This window comes from Pseudomonas sp. MDT1-17 (assembly GCF_054898105.1).
This window is the reverse complement of sequence record NZ_JBUBVM010000001.1, coordinates 5172103-5191115: the sequence shown is the minus strand read 5'-3', so window position 1 is coordinate 5191115 and position 19013 is coordinate 5172103. Positions and strand designations below refer to the sequence as shown.

General features: G+C 58.9%; 18 protein-coding genes and 1 tRNA gene. 9 read left to right on the top strand and 10 right to left on the bottom strand.

The window, feature by feature from the left end; translation table 11 throughout:
• From tolR to nadA, 9 genes are all read left to right on the top strand, one after another.
• Positions 1 to 453, top strand: a complete 453-nt coding sequence (gene tolR, locus ACYZTX_RS24090) for a protein TolR (protein WP_161807482.1) — start codon at positions 1 to 3, stop codon at positions 451 to 453.
• Complete coding sequence (gene tolA, locus ACYZTX_RS24085) at positions 453 to 1532, top strand: cell envelope integrity protein TolA (RefSeq protein WP_347803482.1); 1080 nt, start codon at positions 453 to 455, stop codon at positions 1530 to 1532. The genes tolR and tolA overlap by 1 nt, the downstream gene beginning before the upstream one ends.
• The gene (tolB, locus tag ACYZTX_RS24080; protein ID WP_462036138.1) at positions 1529 to 2830 is read left to right on the top strand and encodes a Tol-Pal system beta propeller repeat protein TolB; all 1302 of its coding nucleotides are present in this window, start codon (positions 1529 to 1531) and stop codon (positions 2828 to 2830) included. The genes tolA and tolB overlap by 4 nt, the downstream gene beginning before the upstream one ends.
• A gap of 52 nt (positions 2831 to 2882) precedes the next feature.
• Positions 2883 to 3380, top strand: coding sequence for a peptidoglycan-associated lipoprotein Pal (pal, locus tag ACYZTX_RS24075; protein ID WP_461977623.1), 498 nt, complete (start codon positions 2883 to 2885; stop codon positions 3378 to 3380).
• Positions 3381 to 3386: 6 nt separating this feature from the next.
• The gene (gene ybgF / locus ACYZTX_RS24070; protein ID WP_462036137.1) at positions 3387 to 4232 is read left to right on the top strand and encodes a tol-pal system protein YbgF; all 846 of its coding nucleotides are present in this window, start codon (positions 3387 to 3389) and stop codon (positions 4230 to 4232) included.
• 166 nt (positions 4233 to 4398) lie between these two features.
• On the top strand, positions 4399 to 5046 hold the full coding sequence (gene queE / locus ACYZTX_RS24065; RefSeq protein ID WP_462036136.1) for a 7-carboxy-7-deazaguanine synthase QueE: 648 nt from the start codon (positions 4399 to 4401) through the stop codon (positions 5044 to 5046).
• A gap of 1 nt (position 5047) precedes the next feature.
• Positions 5048 to 5740, top strand: coding sequence for a 7-cyano-7-deazaguanine synthase QueC (queC, locus tag ACYZTX_RS24060; RefSeq protein WP_462036135.1), 693 nt, complete (start codon positions 5048 to 5050; stop codon positions 5738 to 5740).
• 63 nt (positions 5741 to 5803) lie between these two features.
• A tRNA-Lys gene (locus tag ACYZTX_RS24055) sits at positions 5804 to 5879 on the top strand.
• A 270-nt stretch (positions 5880 to 6149) separates the two neighbouring features.
• The gene (gene nadA / locus ACYZTX_RS24050) at positions 6150 to 7208 is read left to right on the top strand and encodes a quinolinate synthase NadA (protein ID WP_461969189.1); all 1059 of its coding nucleotides are present in this window, start codon (positions 6150 to 6152) and stop codon (positions 7206 to 7208) included.
• 93 nt (positions 7209 to 7301) lie between these two features.
• Here nadA and ACYZTX_RS24045 read toward each other — a convergent pair whose 3' ends face one another.
• From ACYZTX_RS24045 to ACYZTX_RS24000, 10 genes are all read right to left on the bottom strand, one after another.
• A complete protein-coding gene (locus tag ACYZTX_RS24045) occupies positions 7302 to 7790 on the bottom strand; it encodes an RDD family protein (protein ID WP_462036134.1) in 489 nt (162 codons plus the stop codon).
• Positions 7791 to 7886: 96 nt separating this feature from the next.
• The gene (locus tag ACYZTX_RS24040; RefSeq protein ID WP_462036133.1) at positions 7887 to 8099 is read right to left on the bottom strand and encodes a cold-shock protein; all 213 of its coding nucleotides are present in this window, start codon (positions 8097 to 8099) and stop codon (positions 7887 to 7889) included.
• 403 nt (positions 8100 to 8502) lie between these two features.
• A complete protein-coding gene (gcvT, locus tag ACYZTX_RS24035; RefSeq protein ID WP_462036131.1) occupies positions 8503 to 9627 on the bottom strand; it encodes a glycine cleavage system aminomethyltransferase GcvT in 1125 nt (374 codons plus the stop codon).
• Between the two features lie 38 nt (positions 9628 to 9665).
• Positions 9666 to 11042 carry an L-serine ammonia-lyase gene (locus tag ACYZTX_RS24030; RefSeq protein WP_462036130.1) on the bottom strand — a complete coding sequence of 459 codons (1377 nt, stop codon included), beginning with the start codon at positions 11040 to 11042 and terminating at the stop codon, positions 9666 to 9668.
• Positions 11043 to 11242: 200 nt separating this feature from the next.
• Positions 11243 to 14095, bottom strand: coding sequence for an aminomethyl-transferring glycine dehydrogenase (gene gcvP, locus ACYZTX_RS24025; RefSeq protein ID WP_462036129.1), 2853 nt, complete (start codon positions 14093 to 14095; stop codon positions 11243 to 11245).
• A gap of 12 nt (positions 14096 to 14107) precedes the next feature.
• Positions 14108 to 14491 (bottom strand): glycine cleavage system protein GcvH, encoded by a 384-nt coding sequence (gcvH, locus tag ACYZTX_RS24020; protein WP_449643494.1) that lies wholly within the window; start codon positions 14489 to 14491, stop codon positions 14108 to 14110.
• 446 nt (positions 14492 to 14937) lie between these two features.
• Complete coding sequence (locus ACYZTX_RS24015; protein WP_462036128.1) at positions 14938 to 16446, bottom strand: sigma-54-dependent transcriptional regulator; 1509 nt, start codon at positions 16444 to 16446, stop codon at positions 14938 to 14940.
• A gap of 127 nt (positions 16447 to 16573) precedes the next feature.
• Positions 16574 to 16936, bottom strand: a complete 363-nt coding sequence (locus tag ACYZTX_RS24010) for a DUF5064 family protein (protein ID WP_347803472.1) — start codon at positions 16934 to 16936, stop codon at positions 16574 to 16576.
• Between the two features lie 12 nt (positions 16937 to 16948).
• Complete coding sequence (gene arcC, locus ACYZTX_RS24005; protein WP_462036127.1) at positions 16949 to 17878, bottom strand: carbamate kinase; 930 nt, start codon at positions 17876 to 17878, stop codon at positions 16949 to 16951.
• Positions 17879 to 17976: 98 nt separating this feature from the next.
• Positions 17977 to 18987, bottom strand: a complete 1011-nt coding sequence (locus ACYZTX_RS24000) for an ornithine carbamoyltransferase (protein WP_347803470.1) — start codon at positions 18985 to 18987, stop codon at positions 17977 to 17979.
• Between the last annotated feature and the right edge of the window lie 26 nt (positions 18988 to 19013).

Below are 19013 nucleotides of genomic sequence, written 5' to 3'. Positions count from 1 at the left end.
ATCGCTCGAGCTCGCAAAAAGCGCAAGCCGGTTGCCGAGATGAACGTGGTGCCTTACATCGACGTGATGCTGGTACTGCTGGTCATCTTCATGGTGACCGCACCGATGCTCAATCAGGGCGTGAAAGTTGATCTGCCCAAGGTTTCCAGCGAAGCCTTGCCGCAGGACAACAACACCCAGGTCCTGACCATTTCGATCAAGGCTGACAAGACCTATTACTGGAACCTTGGCAGCGAAGTCGACACCGAGAAACAGCAGGACAAGGCAATGACCTTGCCGCAGATGACTGACGCCGTGACCAAGATCATTCGCGCCGGTACTGAAGGCGGCAAGCGTACCCAAGTGTTCATCCGCGGCGACAAGACCGTTGATTACGGTTCCGTCATGGGCGCCATGGGCGGGTTGCAGAAAGCCGGGGTCGGTAACGTTGGCTTGATTACCGAGGCACCCTGATGCAGCAAATGCGAGAGCCGTCCGCCTCGGAAAGCTACTTCTGGCCTAGTGTCCTGGCGATTGTCTTGCACGTGCTGGTGTTCGGCATGCTGTTCGTCAGTTTTGCCTTCACACCAGAACTCCCGCCGGCCAAGCCGATTGTCCAGGCGACCCTGTACCAGCTGAAATCGAAAAGCCAGGCGACCACCCAGACCAATCAGAAGATTGCGGGTGAGGCGAAGAAATCCGCCGCGCGCCAGACCGAAGTCGAACAGATGGAACAGAAAAAGATCGAGCAGGAAGCGATCAAAGCCGCGGAACAAAAGAAGGAAGATGCGGCTCAAAAAGCCGAAGAATCCAAGAAGGCCGACGAGACGAAGAAAGCGGATGAGGCAAAAAAGGCTGATGAAGCCAAGAAAGCCGATGAAGCGAAGAAGACCGCCGAAGCCAAAAAGGTCGAAGAGAAACAATTGGCTGATATAGCCAAGAAGAAGTCTGAAGAAGAAGCCAAGAAAGCAGCTGAAGAAGAGGCCAAGAAAGCGGCCGCTGAAGAAGCGAAGAAAAAGATCGTCGAGGACGCGAAGAAGAAAGCAGCGGAAGACGCCAAGAAGAAATCTGAAGCTGAAGACGCGAAGAAGAAAGTCGCCGAAGACGCGAAGAAGAAAGCTGCTGCCGATGCGGCGAAGAAAAAATCGCAGGAAGCGGCACGTAAATCCGCCGAAGACAAAAAGGCTCAGGCCTTGGCAGATTTGCTTTCTGACACGCCGGAGCGTCAGCAGGCCTTGGCGGATGAGCAGGGTGACGAAGTCGCCGGCAGTTTCGATGATCTGATCCGTGCTCGTGCAGCGGAAGGTTGGGCTCGTCCACCTTCGGCCCGCAAAGGCATGACAGTCGTGTTGCAAATCGGCATGTTGCCGGACGGTACGGTGACTTCGGTCAGCGTCGGCAAGTCCAGTGGCGATGGTCCATTTGACGCTTCTGCTGTAGCAGCGGTGAAGAATATTGGACGTTTGACAGAAATGCAGGGAATGAAGCCGAGCGATTTCGCTCCGTATCGTTCATTCAAGATGACATTCACACCTGAGGATCTAGCCTTGTGAGAAACCTTCTTCGAGGAATGCTTGTCGTTATCTGCTGCCTGGCAGGGATAGCGGCAGCAGATGAAAAAAACATTCTGGTCACCAGCGGCAGTGATCGGGCCACCCCGATTGCAGTCGTTCCGTTCGGCAACCAGGGCGGCAGCGTGCTGCCGGACGACATGGCCGAAATCATCGGTAACGACCTGCGCAACTCGGGTTACTACTCGCCGATTCCAAAGCAGAACATGATCAGCCAGCCAAGCCAGGCCAGCGAAATCATCTTCCGTGACTTCAAGGCGCTGGGTGCCCAGTACGTCATGGTTGGCAGCATTGCTCCTGCGGGCGGTCGCTTGCAGGTCCAATACGCACTGTTCAACGTCGCCACCGAGCAGCAAGTACTGACCGGCAGCGTGTCGGGCAGCGTCGATCAATTGCGCGACATGTCGCACTACATCGCGGACCAGTCGTTCGAAAAACTGACCGGTATCAAAGGTGCGTTCTCGACTCGTCTGTTGTACGTGACAGCCGAGCGTTTTTCCGAGAAGAACACTCGCTACACGCTGCAACGTTCGGACTATGACGGTGCCCGCGCTGTGACCCTGCTGCAATCGCGCGAGCCGATCCTGTCGCCGCGTTTCGCACCGGACGGCAAGCGCATCGCTTATGTCTCGTTCGAGCAGAAGCGTCCGCGTATTTTCATGCAGAACATCGACACCGGTCGCCGTGAGCAGATCACCAATTTCGAAGGCCTGAATGGCGCGCCAGCATGGTCGCCGGATGGTCAACGTCTGGCGTTCGTGTTGTCGAAAGACGGTAACCCTGACATCTATGTGATGAACCTGGGTTCGCGTCAGATCACTCGCGTTACCAATGGTCCTGGCATCAACACCGAACCGTTCTGGGGTAAAGATGGTTCGACCATCTACTTCACCTCGGACCGCGGCGGCAAGCCACAGATCTACAAAACCAGCGTCGGTGGTGGTGGTGCGGAACGTGTGACCTTTATCGGTAACTACAACGCCAACCCCAAGCTTTCGGCTGACGAAAAGACCCTGGTAATGATTCACCGCCAGGAAGGTTTCACTAATTTCAAGGTAGCGGCCCAGGATTTGCAGCGCGGAAGCGTAAAAATCCTCACTGATAGCACTCTGGACGAGTCGCCTACTGTTGCGCCCAACGGCACCATGGTAATCTACGCCACCCGCCAGCAGGGCCGGGGAGTCTTGATGCTCGTGTCCATTAATGGACGCGTAAGGCTCCCGCTTCCTACCGCACAAGGCGAAGTCAGAGAACCTTCCTGGTCCCCTTACCTGAACTGACGCGGCGCTACACGTTGTACTTAACACACTGGGGTTCATTAGGAGTTTCACGATGGAAATGCTGAAGTTTGGTAAATTTGCTGCGCTGGCTCTGGCCATGGCTGTAGCTGTAGGTTGCTCGTCCAAAGGCGGCGACAACGCCGGTGAAGGCGCTGTAGATCCAAACGCTGGTTACGGCGCTAACACTGGTGCAGTTGACGGCTCCCTGAGCGAAGAAGCTGCTCTGCGCGCAATCACCACCTTCTACTTCGAATACGACAGCTCGGACCTGAAGCCAGAAGCCATGCGCTCCCTGGACATTCACGCCAAAGACCTGAAAGCAAACGGCGCTCGCGTTGTTCTGGAAGGCAACACCGACGAACGTGGTACTCGTGAGTACAACATGGCACTGGGCGAGCGTCGTGCGAAAGCCGTTCAGCGTTACCTGGTACTGCAAGGTGTTTCCCCAGCTCAGCTGGAACTGGTTTCCTACGGCGAAGAGCGTGCAGTTGCTACCGGCAACGACGAGCAGTCCTGGTCTCAAAACCGTCGCGTCGAACTGCGTAAGTAATTCGTCATGCGAACGTGCCGTCGTGCTGTAACTGTTTTGGCTCTCAGCCTCGCACCGCTTGCGGTGTGGGCTGCGGTTCCTGTAGTCGATAATGACTCCGGCTATAACAATAGCGGGACTAGTTATCCGCCTGCGGGTTACGGTACGAACGGCGCCTATGCCGGGGGAGGGGTTGCGGCCCCTGTCTCGGCACAGGGCGAGCTGTTCAACCAACTGCAATCGATGCAGGAGCAGATCTCGCGCCAACAAGGCATCATCGAAGTTCTGCAAAATGATGTAGCGCGCATGAAGCAAGAGAGCCTGGAGCGATATCAGGATCTTGATCGGCGCATAGGAACCGGCGTTGCACCAGCCGCGACTCCTGAAAATTCTTCCACCGGTGGTAGTTTGAACGCCCCCGGTGCAGCAGCAGGCGCGGGAGCGGCAGCAGGAACGGCAGCCGCTCAAGCACCTGCCGCGGGTAGCGAGCCGGCTGATCCAGCGAAGGAAAAACTGTATTACGATGCAGCCTTCGACCTGATCAAAGCCAAGGATTTCGACAAAGCCAGCCAGGCGTTTGCCGCATTCCTGCGCAAGTACCCGAACAGCCAGTACGCGGGTAATGCTCAGTACTGGTTGGGCGAAGTGAATTTGGCCAAAGGCGATCTGCAAGGTGCAGGTCAGGCATTTGCCAAGGTTTCGCAGCTGTACCCCAAGCACCCTAAAGTGCCTGATTCGCTGTACAAGCTCGCTGATGTAGAACGCCGACTCGGTCATCCCGACAAGGTCAAAGGCATTCTGCAACAGGTCGTGTCGCAATACCCGGGCACTTCCGCTGCTCAGCTGGCTCAGCGTGATCTGCAGAAAATGTAAGGCTGCTTGACCCATTTTGAAGAAACCCGCGCCTGTCGCGGGTTTTTTCGTTAGAATTCACGCCCTTTTTATGAAACACGCTTTTTGGGATCTGCGCGGTGGCGGGGTTCCTTGAAGTGCCTGACGGAGGCGGACAGCCTGTTTAGCTGTTATGCCCGTGGCGACTATGCAAGACACATTGAGAATCACCGAAGTTTTCTACTCGTTGCAGGGTGAAACGCGGACTGCCGGCCTGCCCACAGTTTTTGTGCGCCTGACCGGTTGCCCGTTACGTTGCCAATACTGCGACAGCGCCTACGCGTTCACGGGCGGCACCCTTCGCCCGCTCGATGACATCCTCGAGCAAGTGGCCGGTTTTCGTCCGCGCTACGTCTGTGTCACGGGCGGCGAGCCCCTGGCGCAACCCAACGCCATCCCCTTGCTCAGGCAGTTGTGTGACGCCGGTTACGAGGTCTCGCTGGAAACCAGCGGTGCCCTGGATATCTCGGCGGTCGATCCACGGGTCAGTCGCGTCGTCGATCTGAAAACCCCGGGTTCGAAAGAAGCCCATCGCAACCGCTACGAGAACATCGAACTCCTCACACGCAACGATCAGGTGAAGTTTGTCATCTGCTCGCGGGAAGACTACGACTGGGCTGTGTCCAAGCTGATTCAGTACGGTCTGGATCAGCGTGCCGGTGAAGTCCTGTTCTCGCCAAGTCACCATGACCTGAACGCGCGTGACCTGGCTGACTGGGTGGTGGCGGACAACCTGCCAGTGCGACTGCAATTGCAGTTGCATAAATATCTTTGGAATGACGAGCCGGGGCGCTGAAATGACTGAACAATTGAAAACTGTGGAAAAACGTGCGGTCATCCTGTTGTCCGGCGGCCTGGACTCGGCGACCGTCGTGGCGATGGCCCGTGCTGAGGGCTACAGCTGCTACACCATGAGCTTTGATTACGGTCAGCGCTCTCACGCCGAGTTGCACGCCGCCGAACGTGTCGCCCGGGATTTGGGTGTGGTGGAACACAAGGTGATCGGCCTGAACCTGAACGGTATCGGCGGTTCGGCACTGACCGACACCAGCATCGATGTGCCGGTAGTGGCGGGGGAAGGTATTCCGGTGACTTACGTACCGGCGCGCAACACGGTGTTTCTGTCCCTGGCGCTGGGTTGGGCTGAAGTGCTCGGCGCGCGTGACATCTTTATCGGCGTGAACGCGGTGGATTATTCCGGTTACCCGGACTGCCGTCCCGAGTTCATCGAGTCCTTCGAGCGCATGGCCAATCTGGCGACGAAGGCCGGTGTAGAGGGCAATGGCTTCCGTATTCAGGCGCCACTGCAGAACCTCAGCAAGGCGCAGATCGTCCAGGCTGGTGTGAAGCTGGGGGTCGATTATGGGCTGACCGTTTCCTGCTATCAGGCCGACGATAAAGGCTACGCATGCGGCAAATGCGACAGCTGCCGACTGCGTGCAGAAGGCTTTGCATCGGCCGGCGTGAGCGACCCAACACCTTATTTTTGATTTATTTCAAATTAGGTGTTGAATAGTCCTTAAAAATCAGTATTATACGCGCCACCACACAGCGGGTCGTTAGCTCAGTTGGTAGAGCAGTTGGCTTTTAACCAATTGGTCGTAGGTTCGAATCCCACACGACCCACCATTTTTGTAGCAGTTTTAAAAGTCTGGAAGGCCCACGCAAGTGAGGATTTCCGGATTTTTTTTTGTCCGCGATTTGAGCTCGCCCAGTTCCGGGCTGCAACCCGTGACGCAGGTCAGAATCATCTTTTGCATCCACGGGATATTCTGTAGCCTTGCGCAGCTTCAACGTTGTCCGTGCCTGATGATACTCACTCTCCCGGCGGTACCCTGAAGGGTCCGGAGCCGGGTGTATACTCGACTTTCGCGCAAAGCGCCTGCAGGTCTTGCGAACATGACGCAGATTTCCGAACGCCTTCTGGTTCAAGCCCACCTCGACGCCAAGCAGCCCAAGCCGCTGACTGCCGAGGAGGAAGCTTATTACCGTGCCGCCATCGCCGCCGAGCTCAAGGCTCAGGACGCGGTGCTGGTTGCTCACTTCTACTGCGATCCCGTGATTCAGGCCCTGGCCGAAGAAACCGGTGGTTGCGTCTCCGACTCGCTGGAGATGGCCCGCTTCGGTAGCGCTCACCCGGCCAAGACCGTGGTGGTCGCCGGTGTGAAGTTCATGGGCGAGACCGCCAAAATCCTCAACCCTGAAAAACGCATCCTGATGCCGACCCTGGAAGCCACCTGCTCGCTGGACCTGGGGTGCCCGGTGGACGAGTTCTCGGCGTTCTGCGATCAGCACCCGGAGCGCACCGTCGTGGTGTATGCCAACACATCGGCGGCGGTCAAAGCCCGGGCGGATTGGGTAGTCACTTCAAGCTGCGCGCTGGAGATCGTTGAAAGCCTGATGGATAACGGCGAAACCATCATTTGGGGCCCGGACAAACACCTGGGTACCTACATCCAGCGCCAGACCGGCGCGGACATGCTGCTGTGGGACGGTGCCTGCATCGTTCACGAAGAGTTCAAGTCCAAACAGCTCGAAGACATGAAGGCGCTGTACCCGGACGCAGCGATTCTGGTGCATCCGGAGTCGCCAACATCGGTGATCGAGTTGGCGGATGCCGTCGGCTCCACCAGTCAGTTGATTGCGGCAGCGCAGAGCCTGCCAAACAAGACCCTGATCGTCGCCACCGATCGCGGCATCTTCTACAAGATGCAGCAGCTATGCCCGGATAAAGTCTTCATCGAAGCGCCAACGGCCGGTAACGGCGCAGCGTGCCGCAGCTGCGCACATTGCCCGTGGATGGCGATGAACACCCTTGAGCGCCTGCTGAAGAGCTTGAAGGAGGGGGCGAATGAGATCTTTGTTGATCCGGCGCTGATTCCTCAGGCGATTCGCCCGCTCAAGCGCATGCTCGACTTCACTCAGGCTGCGCGGATGAAGCTGGCCGGCAACGCTTAAGAGCAGGATCAAAAGATCGCAGCCTTCGGCAGCTCCTACACAGGTGTACACAAAACCTGTAGCTGTCGAAGGCTGCGATCTTTTTTGTGGGCGCTACTTCTGTTTCTTTGGAATGCGGACAAGCTGGGTATCGGAGTAGATGTCATGCCAGCTGCGTTTCTGTTTATCAAACAGCGACCAGATGAACCCAAGCCCAACGCACAACAGCGACGCGATCGACACCACAAAGCGCAACAGCGCCTGCCACAGGCTGATGGATGAGCCGTCGGCGTTTTGTACGCGTATGCTCCAGACCTGCATGCCCAGGGTCTGGCCGGACCAGGTCCAGAACTTGGCGAAGAAGCCGAACAGCACAAACAGCAATACCGTCGACAGCAGGGGATCGCCGTCCAGCGCACCGGCCTCGGTCAGTGAGCGCATTTTGTCTTCGCCGATGATTGCCATCTGGATCATCTTGTAAATGCCGCTGGTGACGATCAGCAGGGCGGCACACAACAAGAAGTCGTAGAACATCGCTGCCAGGCGACGACCCAGGGTGGCGGCGGGGAAGTCGCCCTGGGGTTTGAGCAGGTGTTTCGACATGGCAGCCTCTGGACGGAAAAAAGAAGCCATTTTACGGATTTACGCGCACAAAAAAGCCCCTGATGTCAGCATCAGGGGCTTTTTCGTAACAGAAGATCAGGCTTCTGCTTGTACTTCGTCAGCCTGCATGCCTTTCTGGCCTTGCACAGCGACGAACGTCACTTTTTGGCCTTCTTTCAGGCTCTTGAAGCCGCTGCCCTGAATAGCGCGGAAATGCACGAACAGATCCGGACCGCTTTCTGGAGTGATAAAACCAAAACCTTTCTCGTCGTTAAACCACTTGACGGTACCGCTCTGACGATCAGCCATTTCTTATTTCCTTTGACGCAAAAATTAATGACAGCCTCCTTCTTGTGAAAGAGAACTGGGGCTGGTTGCAGGAGAGTAAGAAGACGTCGAACGGGATGTAGCTAACTTGTAGGCTACTGCCCAGGTCACGATTCCAAGCGACCCATGCAAACACAGTGAACAAACTCTACGCCAACTACGGGAGAAAAAACAAGCCCTGTGGAGGGCCCGTATTTGCTCGCGTTGGCGCGTTTATGCGTCAACTAGTGCGGGCTTATGCGATGGCGGTGTTCAATTGTTTTCGTTCGTTATAAGCAACGTTTATAAGCGAAGCTTACAAGCAAAGATATGCACTGTTTTATGGCGGTTGCGTTACACATTAGTGCACTGTTAACGCAACCACGTTACTTATAGAAACAGTCAATCAGCCGCGGTAGTAGCGTTGTGGAACAAATGGCATTTTGCTTACAAGCAAAGGCACCTTTTTCCCACGAACAATCGCCCATACCGGCGTATCGAGAGTGATGTAAGCACTGTCGACGTAACCCATCGCCAGAGGGCCGCCCAAGGTCGGACCGAAGCCACCACTGCACACCGCACCAATGATCTCGCCTGCTTCATTGACGATTTCTGCACCTTCGCGCACCGGCGTGCGTTCCTGAGGCAACAGGCCCACGCGCTTGCGGCTGACGCCGGCTTGTTGCTGTCCGAACACGGTTTCAGCGCCCGGGAAGCCGCCAGCCCGCGCGCCGTCAGCGCGACGAGGCTTGGAGATGGCCCACAGCAGGCTTGCTTCGATCGGCGTGGTTTCGGTGTTCATGTCGTGGCCGTAGAGGCACAGGCCGGCTTCCAGGCGCAGGGAGTCGCGAGCGCCAAGGCCGATGGCCGCCACTTCAGGCTCGGCCAACAGGGCGCGAGCCAGGGCTTCGGCGTTAGCGGCGGGTACGGAGATTTCAAAGCCGTCTTCACCGGTGTAGCCCGAACGGCTGACAAAACACTCGACACCCAGCAGCTTCACGCGGGCGAACTGCATGAAGGTCATCTTCGCGACTTCAGGCGCCAGGCGCGCGAGTACGGTAACCGCGGTAGGACCTTGCAGTGCCAGCAATGCACGTTCTTCGAACAACGGCTCGATAGCGCACTGGTCGCCGATATGCTTGCGCAGATGCGCAAGGTCCTGATCCTTGCAGGCAGCGTTGACCACCAGGAACAGTTCGTCATTACCGAGGTTGGCGACCATCAGGTCGTCGAGGATGCCGCCGGTTTCGTTGGTGAACATGGCGTAGCGCTGCATGCCCACCGGCAGGTCGATGATGTCCACCGGCACCAGGGTTTCCAGGGCCCTGGCGGCATTGGCGCCGGTCAGGCGAATCTGGCCCATGTGCGAGACATCGAACAGCCCGGCCTGATCACGGGTGTGCTGGTGTTCTTTCATCACGCCCAGCGGGTATTGCACCGGCATGTCATAGCCGGCGAACGGCACCATGCGCGCGCCGAGTTCGATGTGCAGTGCGTGCAACGGGGTTTTCAGCAATTGTTCGGTGGACATATTCAGCTCCTGAAAAAGTGTGCGGGTGCGCGTGAGCATCAGCACTCGATAATGTTGACCGCCAAACCGCCACGGGCGGTTTCCTTGTATTTGCTTTTCATGTCGGCGCCGGTCTGGCGCATGGTGCGGATGACCTTGTCGAGGGAGACGAAGTGCTGACCGTCGCCGCGCAGGGCCATGCGCACCGCATTGATGGCTTTCACCGAACCCATGGCGTTACGCTCGATGCAAGGCACTTGCACCAGCCCGCCGATCGGGTCGCAGGTCAGGCCGAGGTTGTGTTCCATGCCAATTTCAGCGGCGTTTTCCACCTGCTGCACGGTGCCACCGAGGACTTCGCACAGGGCACCGGCGGCCATGGAGCAAGCCACGCCGACTTCACCCTGACAGCCGACTTCAGCGCCGGAAATCGAGGCGTTTTCTTTATAGAGAATGCCAATCGCCGCCGCGGTCAGCAGAAACCGCACGACACCGTCTTCGTTGGCGCCGGGGATGAAGCGCATGTAGTAATGCAAAACAGCGGGGACGATCCCTGCCGCACCGTTTGTAGGCGCAGTCACCACGCGCCCGCCGTTGGCGTTTTCTTCGTTGACCGCCAGTGCGTAAAGGTTGACCCAGTCCAGCACCGACAGCGGATCGCGCAGGGACGATTCAGGGTTCTTGCACAGTTGCCGATGCAGCGCTGCCGCACGGCGTTTGACCTTCAAACCACCGGGCAAAATGCCCTCGTTGCGGCAACCGGCGTCGACGCAATCCTGCATCACTTGCCAGATTTTCAGCAGGCCGGCGCGAGTTTCCGCTTCCGGGCGCCAGGCACTTTCGTTGGTCAGCATCACCTGGCTGATCGACAAGCCATAAGTAGCGCAGTGACCGAGCAGGTCCTTGGCGCTTTTGAACGGGAAGGTCAGTGGCGTGGCGTCTTCGACGATGCGGTCGGCGCCAGCGGCGTCTTCATCGACGACAAAACCGCCGCCGACCGAGTAATACTCGCGGCTGCGGATTTGCAAACCCGCTGCGTCGAACGCGCGAAAGATCATGCCGTTGGGGTGATACGCCAACGGTTTGCGAATCATCGCCAGGTGCAGTTTTTCATTGAATTCGATGGCGTGCTCACCGAGCAGGTTCAGACGACCGCTGCTGCGAATCTCTTGCAGGCGGGCGGCGACGGTTTCGGTGTTCACGGTGTCAGGGTGTTCGCCTTCCAGGCCCAGCAACACAGCCTTGTCGCTGCCATGGCCTTTACCGGTGGCGCCGAGTGATCCGTAGAGCTCGACTTTGACGCAGGTGGTCGCGGCCAGCAGCCCTTCACGGCGCAAGCCTTCGGCGAAACGCGCAGCAGCACGCATCGGACCGACGGTGTGCGAGCTGGAGGGACCGATGCCAATCTTGAACAGGTCGAACACGCTTAACGACATGGTTGTTCTCCGGTTTCTTGTTATAGGAATGGCGGAATCTGATGCTAGGCGCAGATCCCCTGTGGGAGCGAGCCTGCTCGCGAAAGCGGTGGATCAGTCGCCATCAATGTTGCCTGACACACTGCTTTCGCGAGCAGGCTCGCTCCCACAAGGGGTATACGGTGTTCTTGAGGGGGCAGGCGAACCCGCCCCCATCAGTTTTAAGCGTAGCTTTCGATCGACGGGCAGGCGCAAACCAGGTTGCGATCGCCAAACACGTTGTCGACGCGACCGACCGGCGGCCAGTACTTGCCTTCGATCAACGACGCGACCGGATACACCGCTTGTTCACGGCTGTACGGATGCGTCCACTCGCCAACGATTTCCTGTGCGGTGTGCGGAGCGTTCTTCAGCGGGTTGTCGTCCTTGTCCAGCGTGCCGTTTTCCACCGCGCGGATTTCTTCGCGGATGCGGATCATGGCGTCGCAGAAGCGGTCCAGTTCTTCCCTGGATTCGCTTTCGGTCGGCTCGATCATCAGCGTGCCGGCGACCGGGAACGACATGGTCGGGGCGTGGAAACCGAAGTCGATCAGGCGCTTGGCGACGTCATCGACGCTGATGCCGCTGCTGTCTTTCAGCGGGCGCAGGTCGAGGATGCATTCGTGCGCCACCAGGCCGTTGCTGCCGGTGTAGAGGACTGGGTAGTGCTCTTCGAGGCGACGGGAAATGTAGTTGGCATTCAGGATCGCCAGTTGCGACGCACGCTTCAGGCCCGCGCCACCCATCATCCGAATGTACATCCAGGTGATTGGCAAAATGCTCGCGCTGCCGAACGGTGCCGCACAGACCGCGCCTTCCTTGCGCTCCATCTGCGCATGACCCGGCAGGAACGGCGTCAGGTGCGACTTGACGCCAATCGGGCCGACGCCCGGGCCGCCACCACCGTGCGGAATGCAGAAGGTCTTGTGCAGGTTCAGGTGCGACACGTCGCCGCCGAACTTGCCCGGTGCGCAGAGGCCGACCATCGCGTTCATGTTGGCGCCGTCGATGTACACCTGGCCGCCGTTGTCATGAATGATGCCGCAGATGTCGCGGATGCCTTCTTCGAACACGCCGTGGGTCGACGGGTAGGTGATCATCAGCGCGGCGAGATGCTCGCGGTGCTCGATGGCCTTGGCGCGCAGGTCTTCGATGTCGACGTTGCCGCGGGCATCGCAAGCCGTGACGACCACGCGCATACCGGCCATGTTGGCGGTGGCCGGGTTGGTGCCGTGGGCGGACGAGGGGATCAGGCAGATGTCGCGACGGTCTTCGCCACGGCTCTGGTGATAGGCGCGAATCGCCAACAGGCCAGCGTACTCACCTTGGGAACCGGCGTTCGGTTGCAGCGAGATCGCGTCGTAACCGGTGGCGGCGCAGAGCATCGCTTCCAGTTCATCGGTCAGTTGCTGATAGCCGGCGCTTTGCTCGGCCGGGGCGAACGGGTGCAGGGCGCCGAATTCGGCCCAGGTCACCGGGATCATTTCGCTGGCGGCGTTGAGTTTCATGGTGCAGGAACCCAGCGGGATCATGGTGCGATCCAGTGCCAGGTCCTTGTCGGCGAGCTTGCGCAGGTAGCGCATCAGCTCGGTTTCCGAGTGATAACGGTTGAACACCGGGTGGCTGAGGATCGGCGATTGGCGAACCAGTGCGGCCGGGATGGTGCTTTCAACATTCGCAGCCAATGCAGCGAAATCCGGCAGCGCTTTGCCGTCGGCCAGCAGGGCCCACAGGGTTTCCACGTCAGCTTGCGAAGTGGTTTCGTCGAGGGACAGGCCCAGACGCTCGCCATCGATCACGCGCAGGTTGATTTGTTGTGCGTGAGCCTGGTCGTGCAACGCAGCAGTTTGCGCGCCGGTTTTAACCGTCAGCGTGTCGAAGAAGTTTTCTTGTTCGACGTTCAGACCCAGTGCGCTCAAGCCTTTTGCCAGAATCGCGGTCAGGTGATGCACGCGGTTAGCAATTTGGGTCAGGCCTTTCGGGCCGTGATACACGGCGTACATGCTGGCGATGTTGGCCAGCAAAACCTGGGCGGTGCAGATGTTGCTGGTGGCTTTCTCGCGGCGGATATGTTGCTCGCGGGTCTGCATCGCCAGGCGCAGCGCCGGCTTGCCGAAACGGTCGACGGAGACGCCGACCAGACGGCCCGGCATGTCGCGCTTGAACGCATCCTTGGTGGAGAAATACGCCGCGTGCGGGCCACCGAAGCCCAGCGGCACGCCGAAGCGCTGCGCGCTGCCGATGGCGACGTCAGCACCGAACTCGCCCGGCGGGGTCAGCACGGTCAGGGCCAACAGGTCAGCGGCCACCGCGACCAGCGCGTTAGCGGCGTGGAAGCGTTCGGTCAGTTCGCGGTAGTCGAAGACGTCACCGTTGCTCGCCGGGTATTGCAGCAGGGCGCCGAAGAACGGCGTCACGTCAGTCAGTTCGAGTTCGTCGCCGACCACCACCTCGATGCCCAACGGCTCGGCACGGGTGCGCAGCACGTCGAGGGTTTGCGGGTGGCAATGCACGGAGGCGAAGAAGGCGTGGCTGCCTTTGTTCTTGCTCAGGCGTTTGCAGAAGGTCATCGCTTCGGCGGCGGCGGTGGCTTCATCGAGCAGCGAGGCGTTGGCAATCGGCAGGCCGGTCAGGTCGCTGATCAGGGTCTGGAAATTCAGCAGCGCTTCGAGACGGCCCTGGGAAATTTCCGGTTGGTACGGGGTGTACGCGGTGTACCAGGCCGGGTTTTCCAGCAGGTTGCGCAGGATCGGCGACGGCGTATGAGTGCCGTAGTAACCCTGGCCGATGTAAGTCTTGAACAGCTGGTTTTTGCCGGCGATGGATTTGATCAACGCCAGGGCATCCGCTTCGCTCAGGCCGTCTTCGAGGCCGAGGACGCTGGTGCCTTTGATGCTGTCGGGGATGACGCTGGCGCTCAGGGCTTCCAGCGAGTCGAAGCCGAGGCTGTTGAGCATGGCTTGTTCGTCACCGGAACGCGGGCCGATGTGGCGCGCGATGAATTCGTTGGCGGTGCTCAGATTAATTTGAGTCATGTGGGGCGCTCCTCAGGCTTCGGCGTTGGCTTTGATCAGACGGTCGTAAGCGTCTTGATCCAGCAGTTTGGCGACAGCCGAGGCATCGCTTGGCTGGAAGCGGAAGAACCAGCCTTCGCCCAGCGGATCTTCGTTGACCAGTTCAGGGCTGCTGTCCAGCGCCGGGTTCACTTCCAGCACTTCACCGTCCAGCGGCATGTACACGCCGCTGGCGGCTTTTACCGATTCCACGGTGGCGGCTTCAGCGCCTTTGTCGTAGGACTGCAGCTCAGGCAGTTGTACGAAAACCACGTCGCCCAGGGCGTTCTGTGCGAAAGCGGTGATGCCGACCGTGACGGTGCCGTCAGCTTCGGTACGCAGCCATTCGTGATCTTCAGTAAAACGCAACTCGCTCATGGAAACTCCTAAGGGGGGCCAGACTCGTCTGGTGGACGCGATTGAATGCTGGGCAAAGCCCTGCTTTATGGATGGTTACTAAGCAAAATCGCGGCCAATGTTTTTTAATCGTTATAAATCAATTGTTTATGTGTTTTTTTAATGTGCGCGACAATTATGACTGTAGCGAAATCGCTACAGCTGGAAGCAAAGAAAAAAGCCTAAGTGGATCAAAGCCTTGCACGGCGGTGATCAGGAGAGACTGTAGCGATATCGTTCCACTGTAGCGCTTTCAGTACAGATGGAGGTCGCTTTTAAACAGGTTGGAAACTCTTGAATTGGAATCCGACCCGTAGGAGCTGCCGAAGGCTGCGATCTTGTCCCAGGCACCACAAAATCAAAGTCAAAAGATCGTCCGAACGCGGCCCGAGCCTTCGGCAGCTCCTACAATTTGACCGAGTAAGGCTTCAGGGCTTATTGGGTATGCCGTACTTGCGCAATCTATGGGCAATCGCGGTGTGGGAGGTTTGCAGGCGGCTGGCCAGTTGGCGGGTCGAGGGGTAGCTGACGTAGAGTTTTTCCAGCAGGGTTTTCTCGAACGCTTCCATCGCCTGTTCGAGGCTGTCGACGTCGCTGTCGCTCTGGCGCGCCACCGAGGTGCCCGCGATATCGAGGTCGCCGATATCGACCAGGCTGCTTTCGCAAATGGCCGCGGCACGGAAGATCACGTTCTGCAATTGCCGTACGTTACCCGGCCAGCGATTGCCCAGCAGTGCCGGATAGGTGCCCGGCGCCAGGCGACAGGTTGGGCGCTGGATCTGCGCGCAGGCCTGCTGCATGAAGTAGCGGGCGAGCAGCAGGATGTCCTGGCCGCGTTCGCGCAGGGGCGGGACTTCGACGTTCAGGACATTGAGGCGATAGAACAAATCTTCGCGGAACGAACCTTCGCTGACCATTTTTTCCAGATCGCGGTGCGTGGCGCTGAGGATCCGCACATTGACCTTCACCTCACGATCCCCGCCCACCCGGCGGAAGCTGCCGTCGTTCAAGAAGCGCAGTAATTTTGCCTGCAAGTACGGCGACATCTCGCCGATTTCATCGAGAAACACCGTGCCCTGGTTGGCCAGTTCCATCAGCCCCGGTTTGCCGCCCCGTTGTGCGCCGGTGAAGGCGCCGGGGGCGTAGCCGAACAGTTCGCTTTCTGCGAGGTTCTCCGGCAATGCCGCGCAGTTCAGCGCCAAAAAGGGCGAACTGTGCCGAGCGCTGATGGCGTGGCAGGCACGCGCAACCAGTTCTTTGCCGGTGCCAGTTTCGCCCCGAATCAGCAACGGCGCATCGAGGGCCGCTACGCGCTGGGCGCGGGCCTTGAGGGTCCGAATCGACGGAGACTCACCGAGCAGCGCATCAAAACCTTCGGCATGGTCGTGGTGCAGCGCCGAGAGGCGTTCGCCGATACGGTTCGGTTGATACAGGGTCAGCAGGGCGCCGGCGTCGGTAATCGGCGTGGCATCCAGCAGCAACGTCTGGCCGTTGACGGTGACTTCCCGCAGCGGCAGGCGGAAGCCGTTTTCCAGCAGGGCTTCGAGCAGTGCCGGGTCGGCAAACAGATCGGCAACGCTTTCACCGGCCGGTTCGCGACCGTACAAGGCAATCAATGCCGGGTTCGCCAGCAGTACTTTGCCGGCGCTGTCCAGGGCCAGCACCGGGTCGGTCATGGCCGCCAGCAGCGCATCGAGCTGCAAGTGCCGGCGCTGACCGGGCAGGATGTCGACCACCGTCATTGCCTGCACGCCGCGCACGCTGAGCAGGGCGTCGCGCAGCTCTTCAAGGACATCCGGACTGAGGGTTGGCGCGTCGATGTAGACGTTGGGCGGGACCATTTCCACCGCATCCAGATTGAGATTGCGCCCACCGAGCAAGGCCAGGACTTCCTGGGTAATGCCGACGCGGTCGATGAAGCTGACGTGGATACGCATGGGGCGGTTTTCAATCTGACGTGCGGAGGGTGGCAAGTATGCCTTGGAGCAGGGTGGTTGGTGAAATCGAGTGATGGAAACACCACCTGTAGGCGCCAGCAAGCCGGCTCCTACAGAGGGGAGTGAGTTATTCCAGGTGTTCGGGTTTGACCGGATCGCCGGATTTCATGTCCAGTTGCACCCGTACGTCTTCGAACATCGCATCGTAGTATTTGTGCACGGAACCGATGTTGCTGTGCACCTTGGGAAGGCCGTACTTCTCGGCGATTTTCGTCACGTTGCTGGCGAAGTTGTAGGCCTGATCCTTGGGCAGGAAGAATGACTCCTTCAAATCACTACCCTCGATGCTGCCATGCATCGTGAACAGCATCCCTTTGCCTTCTTTGGGATCCTGAGTCACTTCATAGTCGATACACAGGTCGTAGCTGACATCATCCTTGTTCAGCGCGTGGCGCTCGATGTGCAAGTGACCGGGCTCGAACGTTGCCATTGACGTCTCTCCTTATAAATAAGTTATGCCAGGCGTCGCCGTGCTGATCCGCGTGCCGGCCTTGCCCTGGACGATCGCTTCGATGTCCGAGAGTGAACCGATCACCGCGACTTTTCCAGTGTGGCGCGCGAACTCGCAGGCGGCTTGAACCTTCGGCCCCATGGAGCCGGCGGCGAAGCCGAGTTTTTCCATATCGTCCGGGTGAGCCTGGGCGATGGCTTTCTGGGTCGGTTTGCCGAAGTCGATGAAGGCCGCGCTGACGTCGGTGGCAATCACCAGCAGATCGCTCTCGAGCTGTTCGGCCAGCAGCGCCGAGCACAGGTCTTTGTCTATCACCGCTTCCACGCCTTGCAGCTTGCCGTGGGCGCCATACACCGTCGGGATGCCGCCACCGCCGGCGCAAATCACGATGCTGCCTTTTTCCAGCAGCCACTTGATCGGGCGGATTTCGAAGATGCGTTTCGGTCTCGGGCTGGCCACTACGCGGCGGAATTTGTCACCGTCCGGGGCAATCGCCCAGCCTTTTTCGGCGGCAAGTTTTTCCGCTTCGGCCTTGGCGTAGACCGGGCCGATGGGTTTGGTGGGGTTCTGGAACGCCGGGTCGTTGGCGTCGACTTCGACCTGGGTCAGGAGTGTGGCGAAGGGCACTTCGAAGTCCAGCAGATTGCCCAGTTCCTGTTCGATGATGTAGCCGATCATGCCTTCAGTTTCGGCACCGAGCACGTCCAGCGGGTAAGGCGGAACTGAAGTGTAGGCCGCCGCTTGCAGCGACAGCAGGCCAACCTGAGGGCCATTACCGTGGGCGATCACCAGTTCATTGCCGGCATAAATTTTGGCGATCTGTTCTGTGGCGATCCGGATGTTGGCCCGCTGGTTGTCCGCGGTCATCGGTTCACCACGGCGGAGCAGGGCGTTACCGCCCAGAGCAACGACGATACGCATAATGCAGTCCTTCTAAACAGAGAAATTGCGGATGCCCCGGGGCGTCCCCTTGTAGGAGCCAGCAAGCCGGCTCCTACAGGGGGACGCCGGGTGAGCCTTTAGATATCCGCCAACGCCGACACCAGGATCGCCTTGATGGTGTGCATGCGGTTTTCCGCTTGCTCGAAGGCGATGTTGGCCGGCGATTCGAAGACTTCTTCAGTCACTTCGACGCCATTGGCCAGGTGCGGATACCGCGCGGCGATGTCCTTGCCGACCTTGGTTTCGCTGTTGTGGAACGCCGGCAGGCAGTGCATGAACTTCACCCGCGGGTTGCCCGAGGCTTTCATCATTTTCGCGTTGACCTGGTACGGCAGCAGTTGCTCGATGCGCTCGTCCCACGCTTCCACTGGTTCACCCATCGACACCCAGATATCGGTGTGGATGAAGTCCACGCCCTTGACCGCTTCTTTCGGGTCTTCAGTGATGGTGATACGTGCGCCGCTTTCTTCGGCGAAGCCCTTGCACTGATCAATGAAATCCTGATGCGGCCACAACGCTTTCGGTGCGGCGATGCGCACATCCATGCCCAGTTTGGCGCCAATCATCAGCAGCGAGTTGCCCATGTTGTAGCGGGCGTCGCCGAGGTAGGCGTAGCTGATGTCATGCAGCGGTTTGTCGCTGTGTTCGCGCATGGTCAGCACGTCGGCGATCATTTGCGTAGGGTGGAATTCAGCGGTCAGGCCGTTGAACACCGGCACGCCGGCGAACTTGGCCAGCTCTTCGACGATCTCCTGTTCGAAGCCACGGTACTCGATGGCGTCGAACATCCGCCCGAGCACGCGGGCGGTGTCTTTCATGCTTTCCTTGTGGCCGATCTGCGACGACACCGGGTCGATATAGGTGACATGGGCGCCCTGGTCATGAGCCGCCACTTCGAACGCGCAACGGGTGCGGGTCGAGGTCTTTTCGAAAATCAGCGCGATATTTTTGCCTTGCAGGTGCGGACGCTCGGTGCCGGTGTATTTGGCGCGCTTGAGGTCGCGGGACAGGTCCAGCAGGTAATTCAGCTCGCGAGTGGTGTGGTGCATCAGCGAGAGCAGGCTGCGGTTACGCATGTTGAAAGCCATGATGTGGATCTCCTTAAGTTTCGGTT

Coding starts and splice junctions, on each gene's coding strand:
- tolA (WP_347803482.1), top strand. CDS start 453: ATGCAGCAAATGCGAGAGCCGTCCGCCTCGGAAAGCTACTTCTGGCCT.
- pal (WP_461977623.1), top strand. CDS start 2,883: ATGGAAATGCTGAAGTTTGGTAAATTTGCTGCGCTGGCTCTGGCCATG.
- ybgF (WP_462036137.1), top strand. CDS start 3,387: ATGCGAACGTGCCGTCGTGCTGTAACTGTTTTGGCTCTCAGCCTCGCA.
- queE (WP_462036136.1), top strand. CDS start 4,399: ATGCAAGACACATTGAGAATCACCGAAGTTTTCTACTCGTTGCAGGGT.
- queC (WP_462036135.1), top strand. CDS start 5,048: ATGACTGAACAATTGAAAACTGTGGAAAAACGTGCGGTCATCCTGTTG.
- nadA (WP_461969189.1), top strand. CDS start 6,150: ATGACGCAGATTTCCGAACGCCTTCTGGTTCAAGCCCACCTCGACGCC.
- ACYZTX_RS24045 (WP_462036134.1), bottom strand. CDS start 7,790: ATGTCGAAACACCTGCTCAAACCCCAGGGCGACTTCCCCGCCGCCACC.
- ACYZTX_RS24040 (WP_462036133.1), bottom strand. CDS start 8,099: ATGGCTGATCGTCAGAGCGGTACCGTCAAGTGGTTTAACGACGAGAAA.
- gcvT (WP_462036131.1), bottom strand. CDS start 9,627: ATGTCCACCGAACAATTGCTGAAAACCCCGTTGCACGCACTGCACATC.
- ACYZTX_RS24030 (WP_462036130.1), bottom strand. CDS start 11,042: ATGTCGTTAAGCGTGTTCGACCTGTTCAAGATTGGCATCGGTCCCTCC.
- gcvP (WP_462036129.1), bottom strand. CDS start 14,095: ATGACTCAAATTAATCTGAGCACCGCCAACGAATTCATCGCGCGCCAC.
- gcvH (WP_449643494.1), bottom strand. CDS start 14,491: ATGAGCGAGTTGCGTTTTACTGAAGATCACGAATGGCTGCGTACCGAA.
- ACYZTX_RS24015 (WP_462036128.1), bottom strand. CDS start 16,446: ATGCGTATCCACGTCAGCTTCATCGACCGCGTCGGCATTACCCAGGAA.
- ACYZTX_RS24010 (WP_347803472.1), bottom strand. CDS start 16,936: ATGGCAACGTTCGAGCCCGGTCACTTGCACATCGAGCGCCACGCGCTG.
- arcC (WP_462036127.1), bottom strand. CDS start 17,878: ATGCGTATCGTCGTTGCTCTGGGCGGTAACGCCCTGCTCCGCCGTGGT.
- ACYZTX_RS24000 (WP_347803470.1), bottom strand. CDS start 18,987: ATGGCTTTCAACATGCGTAACCGCAGCCTGCTCTCGCTGATGCACCAC.